The following is a 14,899-nucleotide window of genomic DNA, read 5'->3' on the forward strand; positions in this document are numbered from 1 at the left end:
ACGCGGCGCAGGACGCGGCGGGCGCGGCGCGCGCCTGCCTGGCCTGCCATGCCGCCGCTGCGCTGGGTGCCGGCGGCGTGCCGGTGCCCTTCCTGGCCGGGCAGCAGGAGGAGTACCTCGTCAAGCAGCTGCGCAACTTCCGCGACGGGGAGCGCGCACTGGAGCCTTCACTGCGCAAGGCCCATGAGCTTCCTTCGAGCCAGTTGCGTCTCCTGGCCGCCTACTTCGCCGCACGACCGGCCGAGCTGGCGGGCGGGCCCGGGGGCGATGCCGGGCGCCGGCTCTACCTGGACGGCGATGCGCGGCGCAACGTCCCGGCCTGCGCGGGCTGCCACGGCGCACGACCCGAGGACGCCACGGCGCCGACCACGCCCATCCTGCACGGCCAGCCGGCGCCCTACCTCGCGCACCAGTTGCGCCTGTGGCGCTCCGGGCTGCGCGACAACAGCGTGGACGGGCTCATGAACAAGGTGGTGGAGCCGCTGAGCGACACGGACATCGAGGCCGTGGCGGCGTTCCTGGCAAGCGCGCCTTGAGCCCAGGCGATCAGCGCTGCACTTGCCAGCGGCGCATCGGGGCCGGCTTGCGTCAGCCCCTCGTGGCCAGGGTGGTCAGCAGCCCGACCACGGCGCATGCGCCCAGCAGCGGCATCACGCCCACCTTGAAGCGAAACAGCGCCACGGCCGCCGCCCCGGCGATGAGCGCCGACACGACGTCGAAGGGGCCGCCGAAGCCCCGCGGCCACAGCACGTGGTACGCGAAGAACAGGGCCAGGTTGAGGATCACGCCCACCACCGCCGCGGTGATGGCCGACAGCGGCGCGGTGAAGCCGAGCTTGCCGTGCGTGGCCTCGACCAGCGGGCCGCCGGCCAGGATGAACACGAAGGACGGCAGGAAGGTGAAGAAGGTCACCACCGTCGCCGCCAGCGCGCCGCCCATGAACAGCGCCTCGGGGCCGAGCGCCTGCTTGAGCCAGCCACCCACGAAACCGACGAAGGCCACCACCATGATCAGCGGCCCGGGCGTGGTCTCGCCCAGCGCCAGGCCGTCGATCATCTGCGGCCCGCTGAGCCATTGGTGGTGATCCACCGCGCCCTGGTAGACATAGGGCAGCACGGCGTAGGCGCCGCCGAAGGTCAGCAGCGCGGCCTTGGTGAAGAACCAGCCCATCCGCGTGAGCGTGCCCTGCGGCCCCTGCAGCGCCACCAGGACGGCCATCACCAGCGCCCACAGCCCCAGGCCCATGGCCAGTATCCTGACCAGCTGGTTGCGCGAGAAACGGGCGTGCGCCGGCGTGGGCGTGTCGTCGTCGATCAGCGCGGGGCCGTAGCCCTGCTTCGCGCTGCCGTGCCCGCCCCCCAGCGCGAACACCTGCGGCCAGCGCCGCGCGCCGAAGTGGCCGATCAGGCCCGCGGCCAGCACGATGGCCGGGAACGGCGTGTCGAAGGCGAAGATCGCCACGAAGGCCGCCGCGGCGATGGCCCACATCCAGCGGTTCTGCAACGCACGGGTGCCGATGCGGTGCGCCGCGTGCAGCACCAGCGCCGTGACCGCCGGCTTGATGCCATAGAAGAGGCCCGCCACCAGCGGCACGTCGCCGAAGCGCAGGTAGATCCAGCTCAGCGCGACGAGGATGAACAGCGACGGCAGCACGAAAAGCGCCCCGGCCACGATGCCGCCCCAGGTGCGGTGCATGAGCCAGCCGATGTAGGTCGCGAGCTGCTGCGCCTCGGGGCCGGGCAGCAGCATGCAGTAGTTCAGCGCGTGCAGGAAACGCCGCTCGCTGATCCAGCGCCGGCGCTCCACCAGCTCGGCATGCATGATCGCGATCTGCCCCGCCGGGCCGCCGAAGCTGATGAAGCCCAGCTTGAGCCAGAAGACAAAGGCCTCGGCGAAGCCCACCGGCGCGGGACGCTCGGCCAAATGTGTGGGCGCAACCGGTTCCGTGCCCAGGGAGGTATTCATGGCGGTGCCCCTGTCCTTCGCTTGTTCTGCTGGGACAGTGTGACACCGCTCGCCCCCTTGCCGCGGTCCTGGAGGAGGCCGGCGCCTGCACGACCCTTCGGACGGCGCCCGCAATGGATCGTCCAGCGATCAGCTGGAATCCGGGTCAGGCTCGCAGCGCGGCCTGCGGCTGGTTGGCCGCTTCGGCCGTGTGGGCCGCGATGGCGGCATCGGCCTGGGCCAGGGCCCTCGCGCGGGCGTCGTCGCCCAGGGCCAGGCCTTCGGCGCGCACGATGCGCACGTCGGTGATGCCCAGGAAGCCGAACACGGTCCTCAGGTAGCTCTCCTGGTGCTCCATCGCCTCCATCGCCGGAATGCCGGCGTACTGGCCGCCGCGGGTGGACACCACGATCACCGTCTTGCCGCCGGCCAGGCCTTCAGGCCCGGCGGCGGTGTAGCGGAAGGTGCGGCCGGCCTGCGCGATGCGGTCGATCCAGGCCTTGAGCTGGCTCGGGATGCCGAAGTTGTAGAGCGGCGCGCCCACCACGATCACGTCGGCGGCCAGGAACTGGCTCACCAGGCGCTCGGACACGGCGTTCTCGCGCCGCTGGGCCGGCGTGAGCCCGGGCGCATCGGGCGCCAGGCGAAAGCCCAGCGAGTCGGCATCCAGGTGCGCGGGCGCGTCGGCCGCGAGGTCCAGGTACTCGACGCTCGTGCCCGGACGGGCCGCCTGCCAGCGCTCGACGGTGCGGCGCGTCAGTTCACGCGAGGCGGAAGCGCCCGCGAGGGGGCTGGAATCGATGTGCAGCAGTTTCATGGCAACTCCTTGTCGGCTGTGAGCCGTCCTCGGCTCGCATGACGGCAAGTGTCCGGGCGCGACGATCAAGCGATAAGACAGCAAAATCGCATCTCACCGTTCCACTGGCAGGACATTCATGCAGGACCTCAACGACATGCTGTTCTTCGCCGAAGTGGTGGACCGCGGCGGGTTCTCGGCTGCCAGCCGCGTGCTGCATGTGCCCAAGTCGAGCCTGTCGCGCCGGATCGCCGAGTTGGAGCAGCGGCTGGGGGTGCGCCTGCTGCAGCGCACGACGCGCAAGCTCTCGCTCACCGAGGCCGGGCAGGTCTACCACCGGCACTGCGTCAGCGTGCGCGAGCAGGCGCAGGCCGCCGATGAAGCCTTGGCCAGCGTGCGCGCGGAGCCCAGCGGCACCGTGCGCATCGCCTGTCCCGTCACGCTGGCGCAGACCACCGTGGGCCCGCTGCTGCCCCGCTTCCTGGCGGCGCATCCGCGGGTGCGCGTGGACATGCAGGTCAGCAACCGCGTGGTGGACCTGGTGCAGGAGGGCGTGGACATCGCGCTGCGCGTGCGCACCGTGGTGGAGGACAGCGGTTCGCTGGTCGTGAAGAACCTCGGGGCCACCCACGGCATCCTGGTGGCGAGCCCGCGGTTGCTGCAGCGCCTGGGCACGCCGGCCGCGCCCGAAGACCTGCGCGGCCTGCCCACCGTGGCGATGTCCGCCGCGGACGGCGTGGCGCGCTGGACACTCGCGGGTCCGCGCGGCGCGGCCTTCGAGCTGGTCCACCGCCCCGCTTACACCGCTGACGACCTGCCCACGCTCAAGTTCGCGGTGCTGGAAGGAACGGGCATCTGCGTGCTGCCCGACTACCTGTGCACCGACGAGTTGCGCGCCGGCCGGCTGGTGCCGGTGCTGCCCGGCTGGGCGCCGCCACCAGCCCGCGTGCTGGCGGTGTTCCCCTCGCGCCGCGGCATGGTGCCGGCGGTGCGGCGGCTGCTGGACTTCCTCGGCGAGCACATGGCGGGCGTGCGTGCGGCGGATGAAGACCGCGGCACGACGCCCCTGAGCACCACGGCGCTTTAACGACCTGGCGCACGGGCCTATCCTCGCGTCCAAGCCGTTGTCGCTGGCCGGCCGCGGCGCTGCCGATGCAGATCTTCATCAGCTACCGCCGCGATGACAGTGCCGCCACGGCACGGCTGATCCACAACGAGCTCTGCCGGTACTTCGGCGCCGACGACATCTTCATGGACGCCGAGGACATCGGCTGGGGCGACGACTTCGGCAGCGTCATCGAGCGTCACATCGCGCGCGCCGACGTGATCGTCATCGTCATCGGTCCCCACTGGACGCGGTTCATCGAGGAGCGCGAGCGCGGCGATGACTGGGTGCGGCACGAGGTGCGCGCCGCGCTGGCGCGCCAGGCCCAGGGCCGCGCGCGCGTGCTGCCGGTGCTGGTCTGCGGTGCCACGCCACCGGCCACGGCGCTGCCGCCCGACATCGATGCGCTGCGCCGGCTCGACATGCGCGAGATCCGGGACCGCGAGCTCAAGGTCGGCATCGAGAAGCTGATCGAGGCGGTACAAGAGGAAAGCTTCCAGCGACGCGCGCAGCGGCTGGCGAGCAGCCAGCGCGCGCGCCGTGCCGCGGCCGTGCTGGGGCTGGCGGTGTTCCTCGCCAGCTGGCTGGCCTTGTTCGAGCTGCTGGGCATGGACACGCGCATGCACGCGCTGACGATGCGGCTTGCGCACGCGCTGCCGGGCGCGCCACCACCGGCCTGGAGCGGAGGCGTCGTCATCGTCGCCATCGACGAGCAGGCCGTGGCGGCCGTGGGGCGGCCGTTCGGGCCGGGCTGGCGCGCCGAGATGGCCCGGGTCGTCAACCAGGTGGCCGCAGCCGGCGCGCGCACCCTGGCCCTGGACATCACCTTCACCACCCCCGCGAACCCAGCCGCCGATGCGGCACTGGAACGGTCCCTGGCCGCGGCCAGCGGTCGCCTGCCCGTGGTGGTGGCGGTGCAGGACCTGGTACAGGGTGCGCCGGCCCTGCTGCCGCGGCTGCAGCCGCATGTCACCTGGGGCGTGGCGTGCCTGGGCCAGCGTCAAGGCCGGGCCTACACGTTGCCGCTGGTGCTGCGGCGCGGCACGGGCGAGAGCGCCCGCTTGTGGCCGTCCTTCGGCCTGGCGGCCTACAGCGGCGGCGCATGGCCAGGCGACGCGGGGCAGTTTGACGCCCTGGCGCTGCAGTTGCCCGTGGTGCGCGGCAGCGACGGGGCCACCGTCACCGTGCAGGCGTTCGGGGCCGAGACGCTGCGCCAGGAGCCTGCGGAGTGCAGTGCGATGCAGCCTGGGGACCTGGTGGCGCATCAGCTCCTGGACGGCTACGCCGTGCCGCCGCTGGACGGCCCGGGTCAACGCGTGTCCTTTGCCGAGGTGCTGCGAGGCGACGCGGCAGCGCTGCAGGCGCTGCGCGGACGCATCGTGCTGGTGGGGCTGACGGCCGGCACGGACGACCGCCACCGCACGCTGCAGGGCACGCACCGCGGTGTGGAGCTCATCGCGGCGCAGGTGAACGCCCTGCAGCGCGGCCAGGCGCTGCGGCCGTTGCCCCCGCTGGTGCAGGCACTCTTGATGCTGGCCATGGCCGTGGCCGCCGCTGCAGTGGGCGCGACACTGCACGGCAGGCGTCGCCGCTGGGCCTGGCCGGCGGTGGCGGTGCTGGCCCTGGCCTGGGGGCTGGGGGGCGTGCTGTGGTACCGCAGCGAGCAGCAACTTGTCGAGCTGCACTACGGCTGGCTGGCCCTGGCCCTGGGCGCCGCCCTGGCGCGGCGCATGACGAGGAGTGAGCGATGAAAACATCGTTGTCGCAGCGCGCCGTGGTCTGGTGGCTGTCGCTGGCGCTGTCGCTGCTGCCCCTGGCTGGCTGCGAGACGTTGCGGCCTTATCCAACGACCGTGCAGCTGGCCGCCATCGTCATCGACGGCGTTCGGCTGGCGCAGCCTTCGGAGCTCAACGCCGTGCGGGTGCTGCGCGCCGGCGTGGCGCTGCCTGTGGAGCCGGGCATGGCGCTGCAACGTGGCGATCGCGTCGAGACCGGGCGTGGCGCCTTCGCCGTCGTGCGCTGGCCCTCGGGCAGCGAGGTCTACCTGCGTCCGGGCAGCGGCGCCGAGATCGGCTCGCTGACGAAGGCGCTGGGGGAGTTCTTCGTCAAGGTGCGCGGGCTGTTCGCGGTGGAAACGGAATTCGTGCGCTCCGGTGCCCGAGGCACTGCGTTCTCGCTGCGTACCGGGCAAGGCGGCGAAGTCACGGTGACGGTGTTCGATGGCCGCGTGCAGGTGGACTCGCTGCAGGGACTGTGGGCGCCGGTGACGCTGCCGGCGGGTACCACGGCGCTGGCCCATCCCCGCGCGCCGCAGCCGGTGCCGGTCAGCGCGGCCGAGATGCAGCAGACACGCGACTGGGTCGAGCGCATCGAAAGGCTCGTGCCCGCGCCGTCCAGCGGCGCCGTGGCGGGTGTGGCGCTGGCCATCGGCGCGCTCATCGGTGTCATCCTGCTCAACCGCGGCGATCGTGACCGCGCGCCGCGCCCCGAGCAGGGTTCCACCACCCGGAATCCCCAAGCGCCAACACCTACACCGGCGGCACCACCGCCGGCCGCGCCATCGCCGATCCGCTGATCCGCTGCAGGCAGGGCCGCCGGGCCGCAAGCCGGCAAGGCGCGAGCTGCGCCAGACGGCGAAGTGATGCAGGAGCGGCGCAGCCCGGGGACCACACTCAGCGCGCGGTCACGAACAGGCCGCGAATGAGCGGCCACGTGACGGCCTTGAAGCTTTTTCCGTTGAGCTCGACGTCCATCCGGGCGAAGACCGGGTTCTGACCCATTGCGGTGGAAACCAGAGAGTCCTGCACGTGCACATGGACGTGAGGAAAGTCCGTGTTGCCAGAGTTGCCGCATCGGCCCAGCACTTGTCCCGTGGCTACCTGGGCACCCTTTTCCACGCCGATGCTGGCGCGCTGGAAGTGAGCCAGAAAGACAAATCGACCTTCACGGGTCGCGATAACCAAATGGTTCCCGGCGGGGTTGTGCAGGTCACGCGTCCCGAGCGGGTTGTCCGGCAGGTGGTTGACAACCGTATGGACCTCACCCGCCACGGGCGAGAGAACCGGCTCATTCCAGCAGTAGAAATCCTGCGGCTTCGTCGGGTTCGGAACGGAGAGCTCGCGCTGGCTGTCTCCACCCACCTTGGCGAAGTCCACGCCAAACCATTGGGCGCGAACCGACATGTGATGGTTGACGTTAGGCGTGTCACCGCCCTGGTAGACGAACCAGCGTCCCGTGAATGGCAGGCGCAAGTCCTGGCCCAGCGCGGACGTTGCGCCAAGGGCGAGCAGCACGGGGATGAGTCGTCGCACCTGCGCTCTTCCCGGCATCAATCAACAGGGCCTCACAGGCATCTCGAGGACATGCGCGGCACCTGGAGCCCGTCCAGGGCAGTCCAAGTCATCGCAGCCAATGTGAGCGAGGGCGAGGCCATTTCAGCGATGGGCAAATTCTGTTCCGAACACAGGCCGCAATGGATCGGCTCGGCTGGTGCTCAGGATTGAATGCCTGCATGATGAGGCCGCTGCCGCGCCTGCACGCCAGCGACGAAGCGGCCAAAGGCGTCGAGAAGCGGCGCGGCGTCGAAGGACGGGCCTTCCAGCATCGCCAGCGCCTGCACGGTAGCTTCCAGCGTCGAGACCTGATCGGCTCGGCGCGCCGCGCGGATCGCGCGGTAGCGGGTCGGCGCCGGGGCGTCCAGCGACAGCCGCGGCAGCGCAGCCAATGCCGGGTGCTCAAGCAACATTCGCAGGCTCTTGCGCCACGTAGCGTCGAGCACCACGAGCCGCAGGGGTGCCCCTGTCGTTTCCGGTGCCGGCGGCGCGGGAGCGGCCGGCACATCCGGGTAGAGCAGCCGTGTGTCCCTACCGGGGCGATGCAGCAGTGCCTGCAGCGTCTCGGGCGCAAAGCGCTCGCCGACGACCACCTCGCAGTGCGCCAGGGACAGGCGCAGCAGCGCCACGCTGTTCTTCGCCTGGCGCTGCTCCTGCGGGTGCTGAAGCACCAGCACCTCGGTGCGGTGGGCGGTCGGCCGTGCCAGTGCGCACAGGCAGGTCGCCTGCGGGCGCAGGCAGCGCGCGCAGGTCGCGCGGCGGAATGTGGGCGGACTGTCCATGCATGAATGGTCGCACGTCAAGCCGGACGGCTTCGACGGCTCGATGTCGCGAACGCAACGATCACGCAGACGCTGTTGCAGACGCCGGCTCCTCCGAAGGGAGCCACAGCACCGTGAACGCCGTGCACAGCGCCACGCCCGCCAGCACGAGGAGCAGCTTGTCGAAACCCATGCCCTTGACCAGCGGTCCCAGCAGCCACACGGCCAGCGAGCTGATGCCGAGCGAGACCGCCAGCCGCAAGCCGGCAACGCGCGAGCGCATGTTGTCATCGACGTAGCGGGCGATCATGGCGTCGGTGAAGGGAATGGCGCCGAAGATGAAGACCATCGTCCCCAGCAGGCCGGCGTACAGCCACCACCCCTGGGCCTGCGACGAGAAGAGGAGCACCGGCACCTGGAGCAAGGCAATGCCCAGGTACAGCGGCTTGAGCGCGACCCGGTCTATCAGCCGGCCCACCACCACCTGGGCCAATGACGCCACGGCGTAGACGCTGGCCAGCAGCAGGCCGAGCGTGGCGGGGTCGCTCATCACGTCGCGAAAGCGCTCGGTCAGCAACTGCGCGTTGCCGTTGGTGGTGAGGTTGAACAGGATGCCGCCCGTGGCCGAGGCCACCGTCATCACCGCCAGCGCACGCGCCACCTGCGCACGGGACAGGCGCACCTTGGCGCCTCCCTTGCGCTGGGCCGGCGATTCCGTCTCTGGCGCAACGATTCGCATGAACAGCAGTCCGAGCGCCATGCACACGACGCCGGGCACCGCGAAGGCCGCGCGCCAGCCCAGCCATTGCACCAGCAGCCCGGTCACGGCCGCGGCCACGGCGATGCCCAGGTTGCCCGCCAGCCCGTTGATGCCGATCGTGGCACCCGGCCGGGCCGCACCCTGCAGCAACATGGGAATGCCCACCGGGTGGTAGATCGACGCGAAGGAGCCGATCAGGGTCAGCGCGCCTGCCAGCTGCCATGGACCCTGCGCGACCGAGGCGAGCAGCGAGGAAGCGCCGAGCCCGAAGAAGAACACGATCATCATCGCGCGGCGTCCCCACAGGTCCCCGAGCCGGCCAGAGGGCAGCGATCCGAGGCCGAACATCACGAAGGCTCCGACGCCGAAGGGCATCAGGTCTTCCCAGCGTGCGAATCCGAAGTCGGCCGCGATGCTGGCCACCGCGGTGGCGAAGATCAGCAGGAACATGTGGTCAACCGCGTGGGCCACGTTCAGAAGAAGGATTGCGCTGCGCTTGTGCATGGGTCGTGAGTCCGTTGGGCCGCGTCCAGGCGCGAAGGGTAGAAGCTCCCGGGATGCCTGTCTCGCTGCGAAGCGCGCCGTGCGCTCAGCCGGCGGCGTCTTCCTTCCACGGGCTGGTCCTTGGGAGCGGTTGTTTCCCGGGAAAATGACCGGCTCTCTCCCGCCCTGGGCGGTCTGTGGCGCCATGCCCGCCTGCCCCCATTCGAACCATGCCTGCCATGCTGCGCAATACGCTGCTGTCGTTGCGTGACGTCGCCGTCACCGCGGGACCTTTCCTGCTGCTCGGCCTGCTCCTGCTCGCTCTGGCGTACTGGATTCTGGAACCCACTCCTCCGCGCCGCGTCACGCTGGCCACGGGCGTGGAGCAAGGCGCCTACGCCGAGTTTGGCCGCCGCTACGCGGCCCTCTTGAAGGAGCACGGCATCACGGTCGAGCTGCGCACGACCCAGGGCGCGGCAGAGAACATGGCGCTGCTGCAGGACCCGGACTCCGGCGTGGACATCGGATTCGCGCAAGGCGGCGGCACGGCGACCACGGGTGACGACCTGGTGTCCTTGGGCAGCATGTTCTACGAACCGGTCTGGCTCTTTTACCGGCAGGACTCGGTGCGGCGCCTGCTTGGGCCCCGCACAGCCGCACCAGGCTCTGCGGCCCGCCTCGACCCAGGCCATCGCGCCGCTGGGGCGCTGCCGGCGGCCCCAAGGCTGACCAGCCTCGCACAGCTCGCCGGCTGGAGGCTCAACGTCGGCGCGCCGGGCAGCGGCGTGCCGCCGTTGATGGAGCGTCTGCTGGAGGCCAATCGCGTGAAGCCAGAGTCGGTCACGCTGTCGCGGCTGCCGCTCACGCCTGCCGTCGTCGATCTGCTCGACGGCCGGCTCGATGCCATCGTCATCGCCTCGGCGCCCGAGTCCCAGATGGTGCAGATGCTGCTGCGCACCCCCGGCATAGCGCTCGCCAACCTCGTGCAGAGCGAAGCGTATGCACGACGTTTCCCGTTCATGAGCCATGTGGTGCTGCCACGCGGGGTTGCCGATCTGGCTGCCGACATTCCGCCGCGGGACATCCACCTGATTGCGCCGACCGCCACGCTGGTGGCGCGCAAGTCGCTTCACCCGGCGCTGATGCAACTGTTCGTGCAGGCCGCGCAGCAGGTACATGGGCAGGCGGGCTGGTTCCAGCGCAGGGGCGAGTTTCCCAACCCCGTCAACACCGAGCGTCCAATCGCGGCCGAGGCACAGCGCTTCTACAAGGACGGCCCGCCATGGCTGCAACGCTACCTGCCGTTCTGGCTCGCCAACCTGTTCGACCGCATGTGGATCGCCTTGCTGGCGATCATCGCGGTGCTGCTGCCGCTGTCGCGGATCGTGCCTCCGCTGTATGAATTCCGCATCCGCTCACGCGTCTTTCGCTGGTACGCCCAATTGCGCGCGGTCGAAGAGGCCAGCGGTGAGCGCCCTGCAGACGAACTGCTGCGCGAGCTGGAGGACATTGAAGCCCGCGTGGGCCGGGTGCATATCCCTCTCGCCTATGCCGACGAGTTGTACGCGCTGCGCAGCCATATCCAGCTCGTGCGGCGCCGGCTGCAGGAGGGCAGGCATGCCATGCCAACGAGCACCGGCGAGCCCTTGCCACGGCCGGCCGCGCCTTGATCCGGTGCCAGCGGCCTCAGCGAGCGCGCTGCCGTTTCACTTGCAACCGAAAGACGGCATTCATGGTCAGGGATTTCGGCCTTTTCCCTCTGGAATCAGGAACTTGCGGGAGGCCGTGAAACACCTGGGGAGACCAGGTGGCGGAGGGAGCGGGATTCGAACCCGCGGTGGGCTATTAACCCACACACGCTTTCCAGGCGTGCGACTTAAACCACTCATCCATCCCTCCGCGGATGGCTTCGGTTGCGACCACCGAAGCCCTGCATTCTAGCCCATGATTTGCGGATTTGAACAGACTGATCTGCTGAATTTGCTAGAACGGACCTGACAGCGCCTTGAAGCCGATCCAGGCGGCCGCCATCACGGCATTGCCCGGCACGCTCATCAACCCGGTGACGTAGAACAGCGACGACAGCAGCGGCGCGCCGATGACGCACTCGACGAACAAGCCCACCAGGTAGAACAGCAGCCCGCAGCACATCCAGCGCCGCATGTAGGTCGGCAGCCAACGCGCCTGGTGACGGTTGTGGCGCCAAGCGGCCGCGCGTTCCAGCGCCGTGCCGGTGCTGGCATCCCTGAACAGCCAACCGAAAAAAAAATAGCGGTAGAGCAAGGTACGCAATGCCATGGAGTCCCCCCGACCGTCGGCTGCAACCGATGCTTCCACGGTGCCCGGCGGCCTGCAAGCGCATTTCCGGCAAGGCTCGTGCCAAGAAAAAGCGCCCGCGGTTGCGGGCGCTTCTGCTGGGCAGAGGGATGCCGTGCGCGGGATCAGCGCACCACGGCGATCTGCTGACGGTTGCCGCCCTTGTACGTGTACATGGTCAGCGCACCGTTCTTGATGTCACCCTTCTCGTCGAAGCTGATCGTGCCCGTGACGCCTTTGTAGCCGTTGGTCTTGGCCAGCACCGGCAGGTACTTGGCCGGCTCGTGGGAACCGGCCTTGACCATCGCGTCGGCCATCACCATCACGGCGTCGTACACGTACGGCGCGTAGATCTGCACGTCGGCGTTGAACTTCTTCTTGAAGTCGGCCTTGAACTTGTCCATGCCGGCCTTCTGCTCGCCTTCGACGCCACCGGCCTCGGCGCACACCACCTGCTCATCGGCCATGGAACCCGCGGCCAGCTTGGGCAGCTCGCCCGTGCAGATGCCGTCGCCGCCCATGAGCTTGGCGTTGATGCCCAGCTGCTTCATCTGGCGCAGCATCGGGCCGGCCACGGCGTCCATGCCGCCAAAGAAGACGATGTCGGGCTTCTTGGCCTTGATGCTGGTCAGGATGGCGGTGAAGTCGGTGGCCTTGTCGTTGGTGAACTCGCGGCCCACCGTCTTGCCGCCGGCGGCCTTGACGCCCTTCTCGAACTCGTCAGCCACGCCTTGGCCGTAGGCGGTGCGGTCGTCGATCACAGCGATCGCCTTGCCCTTGAGCTGGTTCACGGCGTACTTGCCCAGCGTGCCGCCCAGGTGCTCGTCATTGGCCACGACGCGGAAGGCCGTCTTGAAGCCCTGCTTCGTGTACTTGGGATTGGTGGCCGAGGGGCTGATCTGCGGAATGCCGGCGTCGCTGTAGATCTTCGAGGCCGGGATGGTCGTGCCGGAGTTCAGGTGGCCCACCACACCTTGGACCCTGCTGTCCACCAGCTTCTGGGCGGCGGCGGTGCCCTGCTTCGGATCGGCCGCGTCGTCTTCGGCCAGCAGTTCGAACTTGGCTTTCTTGCCGCCAATGGTCACGCCCTTGGCATTGAGCTCGTCCACCGCCATGCGCGCACCCATTTCGTTGTCCTTGCCCAGGTGGGCAATCGGACCACTGGTCGGGGCAACGTGGCCGATCTTGACCACCACCTCCTGGGCGCTGGCGCCACCGGCCAGCAGCACCGCGGCAGCGGCAAGGACGGCATTGAACTGGAATCGCATTCGAAACCTCCGGGTTGAAAAGAGAGAACTGGTAACAGTTTCAGCAGGAATAACAATAACGCAAATAAACCGGACATCGGTTGACGTACGTTCGATCAGTTCTTTCCCGCAACAACCCTGGAATCACCCCAATCCTTCCTGCGCGTGATGCGTGATACGCAGGCCCTTGGCCTCGTAGGCACGCCAGCGCCGGCGCGCGGCCAGGCGGTCCGCCTCGTCCAGGCCGACCACCTCGATCAGTCGCTCGAAGCGTTCGAAATCGGGCACCACCGCGGGGCCCAAGTTCAGCAACACGCCATGGTGCGGCGCTTCGGCACCGGGCTCGATCAGCCAGATCGGCGTGCGCAGCAGCGCCGCCGGCAGCGGTTCACCCGCGCGCAGCCGCCGGTGCGGGATGAAGGAGCGCGCATCGAACAGCCACAGTGCCTGGTCCAGCCGCGACAGCGCCTCGGCTTCGCCCGCGACGACCATGCGCGCCTGCTGCCGGTAACCCTTGCGCAGCAGGCGGCAGCAATAGCCGATCTTGTCGCCCACGCCGGTGTGGAAGGCGACTTCCGACAACGCCATCGCTTTGGTTTCCTTCGGTTTGCCGCCTCGGCCCTGGGCTCGGGCGGCCATGTGATGAGCGAGTGGCCCGTCCGTTCAGCGCGCGTGCGAAAGCACGAAGTGCGTGAGCAGCGGCACCGGGCGGCCGGTCGCGCCCTTGGCCGCGCCGCCCTTCCAGGCAGTGCCGGCAATGTCCAGATGCGCCCAGCGGAAGGCCTTGGTGAAGCGCTTGAGGAACATGGCCGCCGTGATGGCACCGCCGCCGCGCGGGCCGACATTGGCAACGTCGGCGAAGTTGCTCTTGAGCGCTTCGTCGTACTCGTCATCCATCGGCATGCGCCAGGCCGGATCGAGCGCAGCCTCGCCGGCCTGCAGCAGCCGCCCGGCCAGTTCCTCGTCCGGGCTGAAGAGCCCCGAGCGCTGTCCACCCAGGGCGATCACGCAGGCACCGGTGAGCGTGGCGATGTCCACCACCGCCGCAGGCTTGAAGCGCTCGGCGTAGGTGAGCGCGTCGCACAGCACGAGGCGGCCTTCGGCGTCGGTGTTGAGCACCTCGATGGTCTGACCCGACATCGAGCGCAGCACGTCGCCGGGCTTGTTGGCACGGCCGCTGGGCAGGTTCTCGCACGCGGCGATCAGGCCCACCACGTTGACCTTGGGCGAAAGCTCACCCAGCGCGCGGAAGGTGCCCAGCACGCTGGCAGCGCCGGACATGTCGAACTTCATCTCGTCCATCTCGCCCGCGGGCTTGATGGAAATGCCGCCGCTGTCGAAGGTGATGCCCTTGCCCACCAGCACCAGCGGCGCGCTGCCGCGCGCCGCGCCTTCGTAGCGGAGCACGATGAAGCGCAGCGGCTCTTCGGACCCCTGCGCCACGGCAATGAAGGCGCCCATGCCGAGTTTCTCCACCTCCTTGCGGCCGAGCACTTCGACCTTGAAACCGAACTGCGCCCCCAGCGCCTGCGCCTGCTCGGCCAGGAAAGTCGGCGTGCAGTGGTTACCGGGACGGTTGGCGCACTCGCGCGCCAGCGTGACGCCCTCGGCGATCGCCTGGCCGCGCGCCAGACCCTTCTTGAGCGCGTTGGCCGCAGCCTTGTCGCACACCAGCGACACCTTCTGCAGCTTGGCGCCTTCGGGCGCGCTGGGCTTGGTGTGGCGATAGATGTAAGTGGCATCGGCCACCGCCATGGCCAGCGCCTCGGCGTGACGGTCGTCCAGCACGGCAGCGCCCTCTTCCTTGGCCGCTGCCGCGAAGGCCACCGCCGCGTGGCGCACGCCCAGCGACTTCAGCGCCCCGAGCGCCGCCGCCACCGCGGTCTTGAAGGCCTTGGGCGACGCATCCGTGGCAGCCGCCAGCACCAGGCGCGGCACCTTCAAGCCCGAAGGCCGGTGCACATACAACGTGCGCCCCGGCTTGAATTCGAAGTCGCCCGCCTTCACGCTTTCCGCCAGCAGCGCCGCCAGCGGCGGCTCCAGAGTCTGCTGCGCCTCGCTACCGGCCACGACCAGTACCAGTGCATCGGCGGCCACACCGGCCAACCCGGCCGCGCCGGGAACGAGGGATCGCAAGTCCATAATGACGCCAAGT

At 69.5% G+C, this 14,899-nt stretch carries 14 protein-coding genes and 1 tRNA gene; 5 read left to right on the forward strand and 10 right to left on the reverse strand.

Annotation, left to right across the window (positions count from 1 at the left end; genetic code table 11):
- Positions 1-536, forward strand: a 536-nt coding sequence (locus Q0741_RS03430; protein ID WP_298231796.1) for a c-type cytochrome, incomplete at its 5' end; no start/stop codon positions are given.
- A 52-nt stretch (positions 537-588) separates the two neighbouring features.
- Here Q0741_RS03430 and chrA read toward each other — a convergent pair.
- Positions 589-1,965 (reverse strand): chromate efflux transporter, encoded by a 1,377-nt coding sequence (gene chrA / locus Q0741_RS03435; RefSeq protein WP_298231797.1) that lies wholly within the window; start codon positions 1,963-1,965, stop codon positions 589-591.
- 145 nt (positions 1,966-2,110) lie between these two features.
- A complete protein-coding gene (locus Q0741_RS03440) occupies positions 2,111-2,761 on the reverse strand; it encodes an FMN-dependent NADH-azoreductase (protein ID WP_298231798.1) in 651 nt (216 codons plus the stop codon).
- A 118-nt stretch (positions 2,762-2,879) separates the two neighbouring features.
- Between Q0741_RS03440 and Q0741_RS03445 the strand changes: the two genes are divergently transcribed.
- From Q0741_RS03445 to Q0741_RS03455, 3 genes are all read left to right on the forward strand, one after another.
- Positions 2,880-3,827: a LysR substrate-binding domain-containing protein gene (locus tag Q0741_RS03445; RefSeq protein WP_298231799.1), complete on the forward strand. Its 948-nt coding sequence runs from the start codon at positions 2,880-2,882 to the stop codon at positions 3,825-3,827.
- A 65-nt stretch (positions 3,828-3,892) separates the two neighbouring features.
- Positions 3,893-5,596 carry a CHASE2 domain-containing protein gene (locus tag Q0741_RS03450; RefSeq protein ID WP_298231800.1) on the forward strand — a complete coding sequence of 568 codons (1,704 nt, stop codon included), beginning with the start codon at positions 3,893-3,895 and terminating at the stop codon, positions 5,594-5,596.
- Positions 5,593-6,420 carry a FecR family protein gene (locus Q0741_RS03455; protein WP_298231801.1) on the forward strand — a complete coding sequence of 276 codons (828 nt, stop codon included), beginning with the start codon at positions 5,593-5,595 and terminating at the stop codon, positions 6,418-6,420. Before Q0741_RS03450 ends, Q0741_RS03455 begins: the two co-directional genes overlap by 4 nt.
- A gap of 97 nt (positions 6,421-6,517) precedes the next feature.
- On the opposite strand, the gene Q0741_RS03460 is transcribed toward Q0741_RS03455, so the two are convergent.
- From Q0741_RS03460 to Q0741_RS03470, 3 genes are all read right to left on the reverse strand, one after another.
- On the reverse strand, positions 6,518-7,138 hold the full coding sequence (locus Q0741_RS03460) for a M23 family metallopeptidase (RefSeq protein WP_298231802.1): 621 nt from the start codon (positions 7,136-7,138) through the stop codon (positions 6,518-6,520).
- Between the two features lie 200 nt (positions 7,139-7,338).
- Entirely contained in the window at positions 7,339-7,959 is a 621-nt protein-coding gene (locus Q0741_RS03465) for a tRNA-uridine aminocarboxypropyltransferase (protein ID WP_298231803.1), read from the reverse strand.
- 61 nt (positions 7,960-8,020) lie between these two features.
- Positions 8,021-9,202 (reverse strand): MFS transporter, encoded by a 1,182-nt coding sequence (locus tag Q0741_RS03470; RefSeq protein ID WP_367184059.1) that lies wholly within the window; start codon positions 9,200-9,202, stop codon positions 8,021-8,023.
- Positions 9,203-9,411: 209 nt separating this feature from the next.
- On the opposite strand from Q0741_RS03470, the gene Q0741_RS03475 reads away from it, so the two are divergent.
- Entirely contained in the window at positions 9,412-10,851 is a 1,440-nt protein-coding gene (locus Q0741_RS03475; protein WP_298231805.1) for a TAXI family TRAP transporter solute-binding subunit, read from the forward strand.
- A 138-nt stretch (positions 10,852-10,989) separates the two neighbouring features.
- Here the strand turns inward: Q0741_RS03475 and Q0741_RS03480 are convergent.
- The 5 genes from Q0741_RS03480 to Q0741_RS03500 form a co-directional block, all read right to left on the reverse strand.
- Positions 10,990-11,080: transfer RNA gene (locus tag Q0741_RS03480), tRNA-Ser, on the reverse strand.
- 84 nt (positions 11,081-11,164) lie between these two features.
- Positions 11,165-11,479: a hypothetical protein gene (locus tag Q0741_RS03485; RefSeq protein WP_298231806.1), complete on the reverse strand. Its 315-nt coding sequence runs from the start codon at positions 11,477-11,479 to the stop codon at positions 11,165-11,167.
- 143 nt (positions 11,480-11,622) lie between these two features.
- Complete coding sequence (locus Q0741_RS03490) at positions 11,623-12,765, reverse strand: branched-chain amino acid ABC transporter substrate-binding protein (RefSeq protein WP_298231807.1); 1,143 nt, start codon at positions 12,763-12,765, stop codon at positions 11,623-11,625.
- A gap of 123 nt (positions 12,766-12,888) precedes the next feature.
- Entirely contained in the window at positions 12,889-13,326 is a 438-nt protein-coding gene (locus tag Q0741_RS03495) for a DNA polymerase III subunit chi (RefSeq protein WP_298231831.1), read from the reverse strand.
- A gap of 81 nt (positions 13,327-13,407) precedes the next feature.
- Positions 13,408-14,886 carry a leucyl aminopeptidase gene (locus Q0741_RS03500; protein ID WP_298231808.1) on the reverse strand — a complete coding sequence of 493 codons (1,479 nt, stop codon included), beginning with the start codon at positions 14,884-14,886 and terminating at the stop codon, positions 13,408-13,410.
- Between the last annotated feature and the right edge of the window lie 13 nt (positions 14,887-14,899).

Origin of the sequence: uncultured Azohydromonas sp. (assembly GCF_937926365.1) — a bacterium.
GTDB lineage: Bacteria > Pseudomonadota > Gammaproteobacteria > Burkholderiales > Burkholderiaceae_C > Azohydromonas.

Excerpts from the sequence above, each read along its gene's own strand:
- chrA (WP_298231797.1), bottom strand. The coding sequence starts at position 1,965 with ATGAATACCTCCCTGGGCACGGAACCGGTTGCGCCCACACATTTGGCC.
- Q0741_RS03440 (WP_298231798.1), bottom strand. The coding sequence starts at position 2,761 with ATGAAACTGCTGCACATCGATTCCAGCCCCCTCGCGGGCGCTTCCGCC.
- Q0741_RS03445 (WP_298231799.1), top strand. The coding sequence starts at position 2,880 with ATGCAGGACCTCAACGACATGCTGTTCTTCGCCGAAGTGGTGGACCGC.
- Q0741_RS03450 (WP_298231800.1), top strand. The coding sequence starts at position 3,893 with ATGCAGATCTTCATCAGCTACCGCCGCGATGACAGTGCCGCCACGGCA.
- Q0741_RS03455 (WP_298231801.1), top strand. The coding sequence starts at position 5,593 with ATGAAAACATCGTTGTCGCAGCGCGCCGTGGTCTGGTGGCTGTCGCTG.
- Q0741_RS03465 (WP_298231803.1), bottom strand. The coding sequence starts at position 7,959 with ATGGACAGTCCGCCCACATTCCGCCGCGCGACCTGCGCGCGCTGCCTG.
- Q0741_RS03470 (WP_367184059.1), bottom strand. The coding sequence starts at position 9,202 with ATGCACAAGCGCAGCGCAATCCTTCTTCTGAACGTGGCCCACGCGGTT.
- Q0741_RS03475 (WP_298231805.1), top strand. The coding sequence starts at position 9,412 with ATGCCTGCCATGCTGCGCAATACGCTGCTGTCGTTGCGTGACGTCGCC.
- Q0741_RS03485 (WP_298231806.1), bottom strand. The coding sequence starts at position 11,479 with ATGGCATTGCGTACCTTGCTCTACCGCTATTTTTTTTTCGGTTGGCTG.
- Q0741_RS03490 (WP_298231807.1), bottom strand. The coding sequence starts at position 12,765 with ATGCGATTCCAGTTCAATGCCGTCCTTGCCGCTGCCGCGGTGCTGCTG.
- Q0741_RS03500 (WP_298231808.1), bottom strand. The coding sequence starts at position 14,886 with ATGGACTTGCGATCCCTCGTTCCCGGCGCGGCCGGGTTGGCCGGTGTG.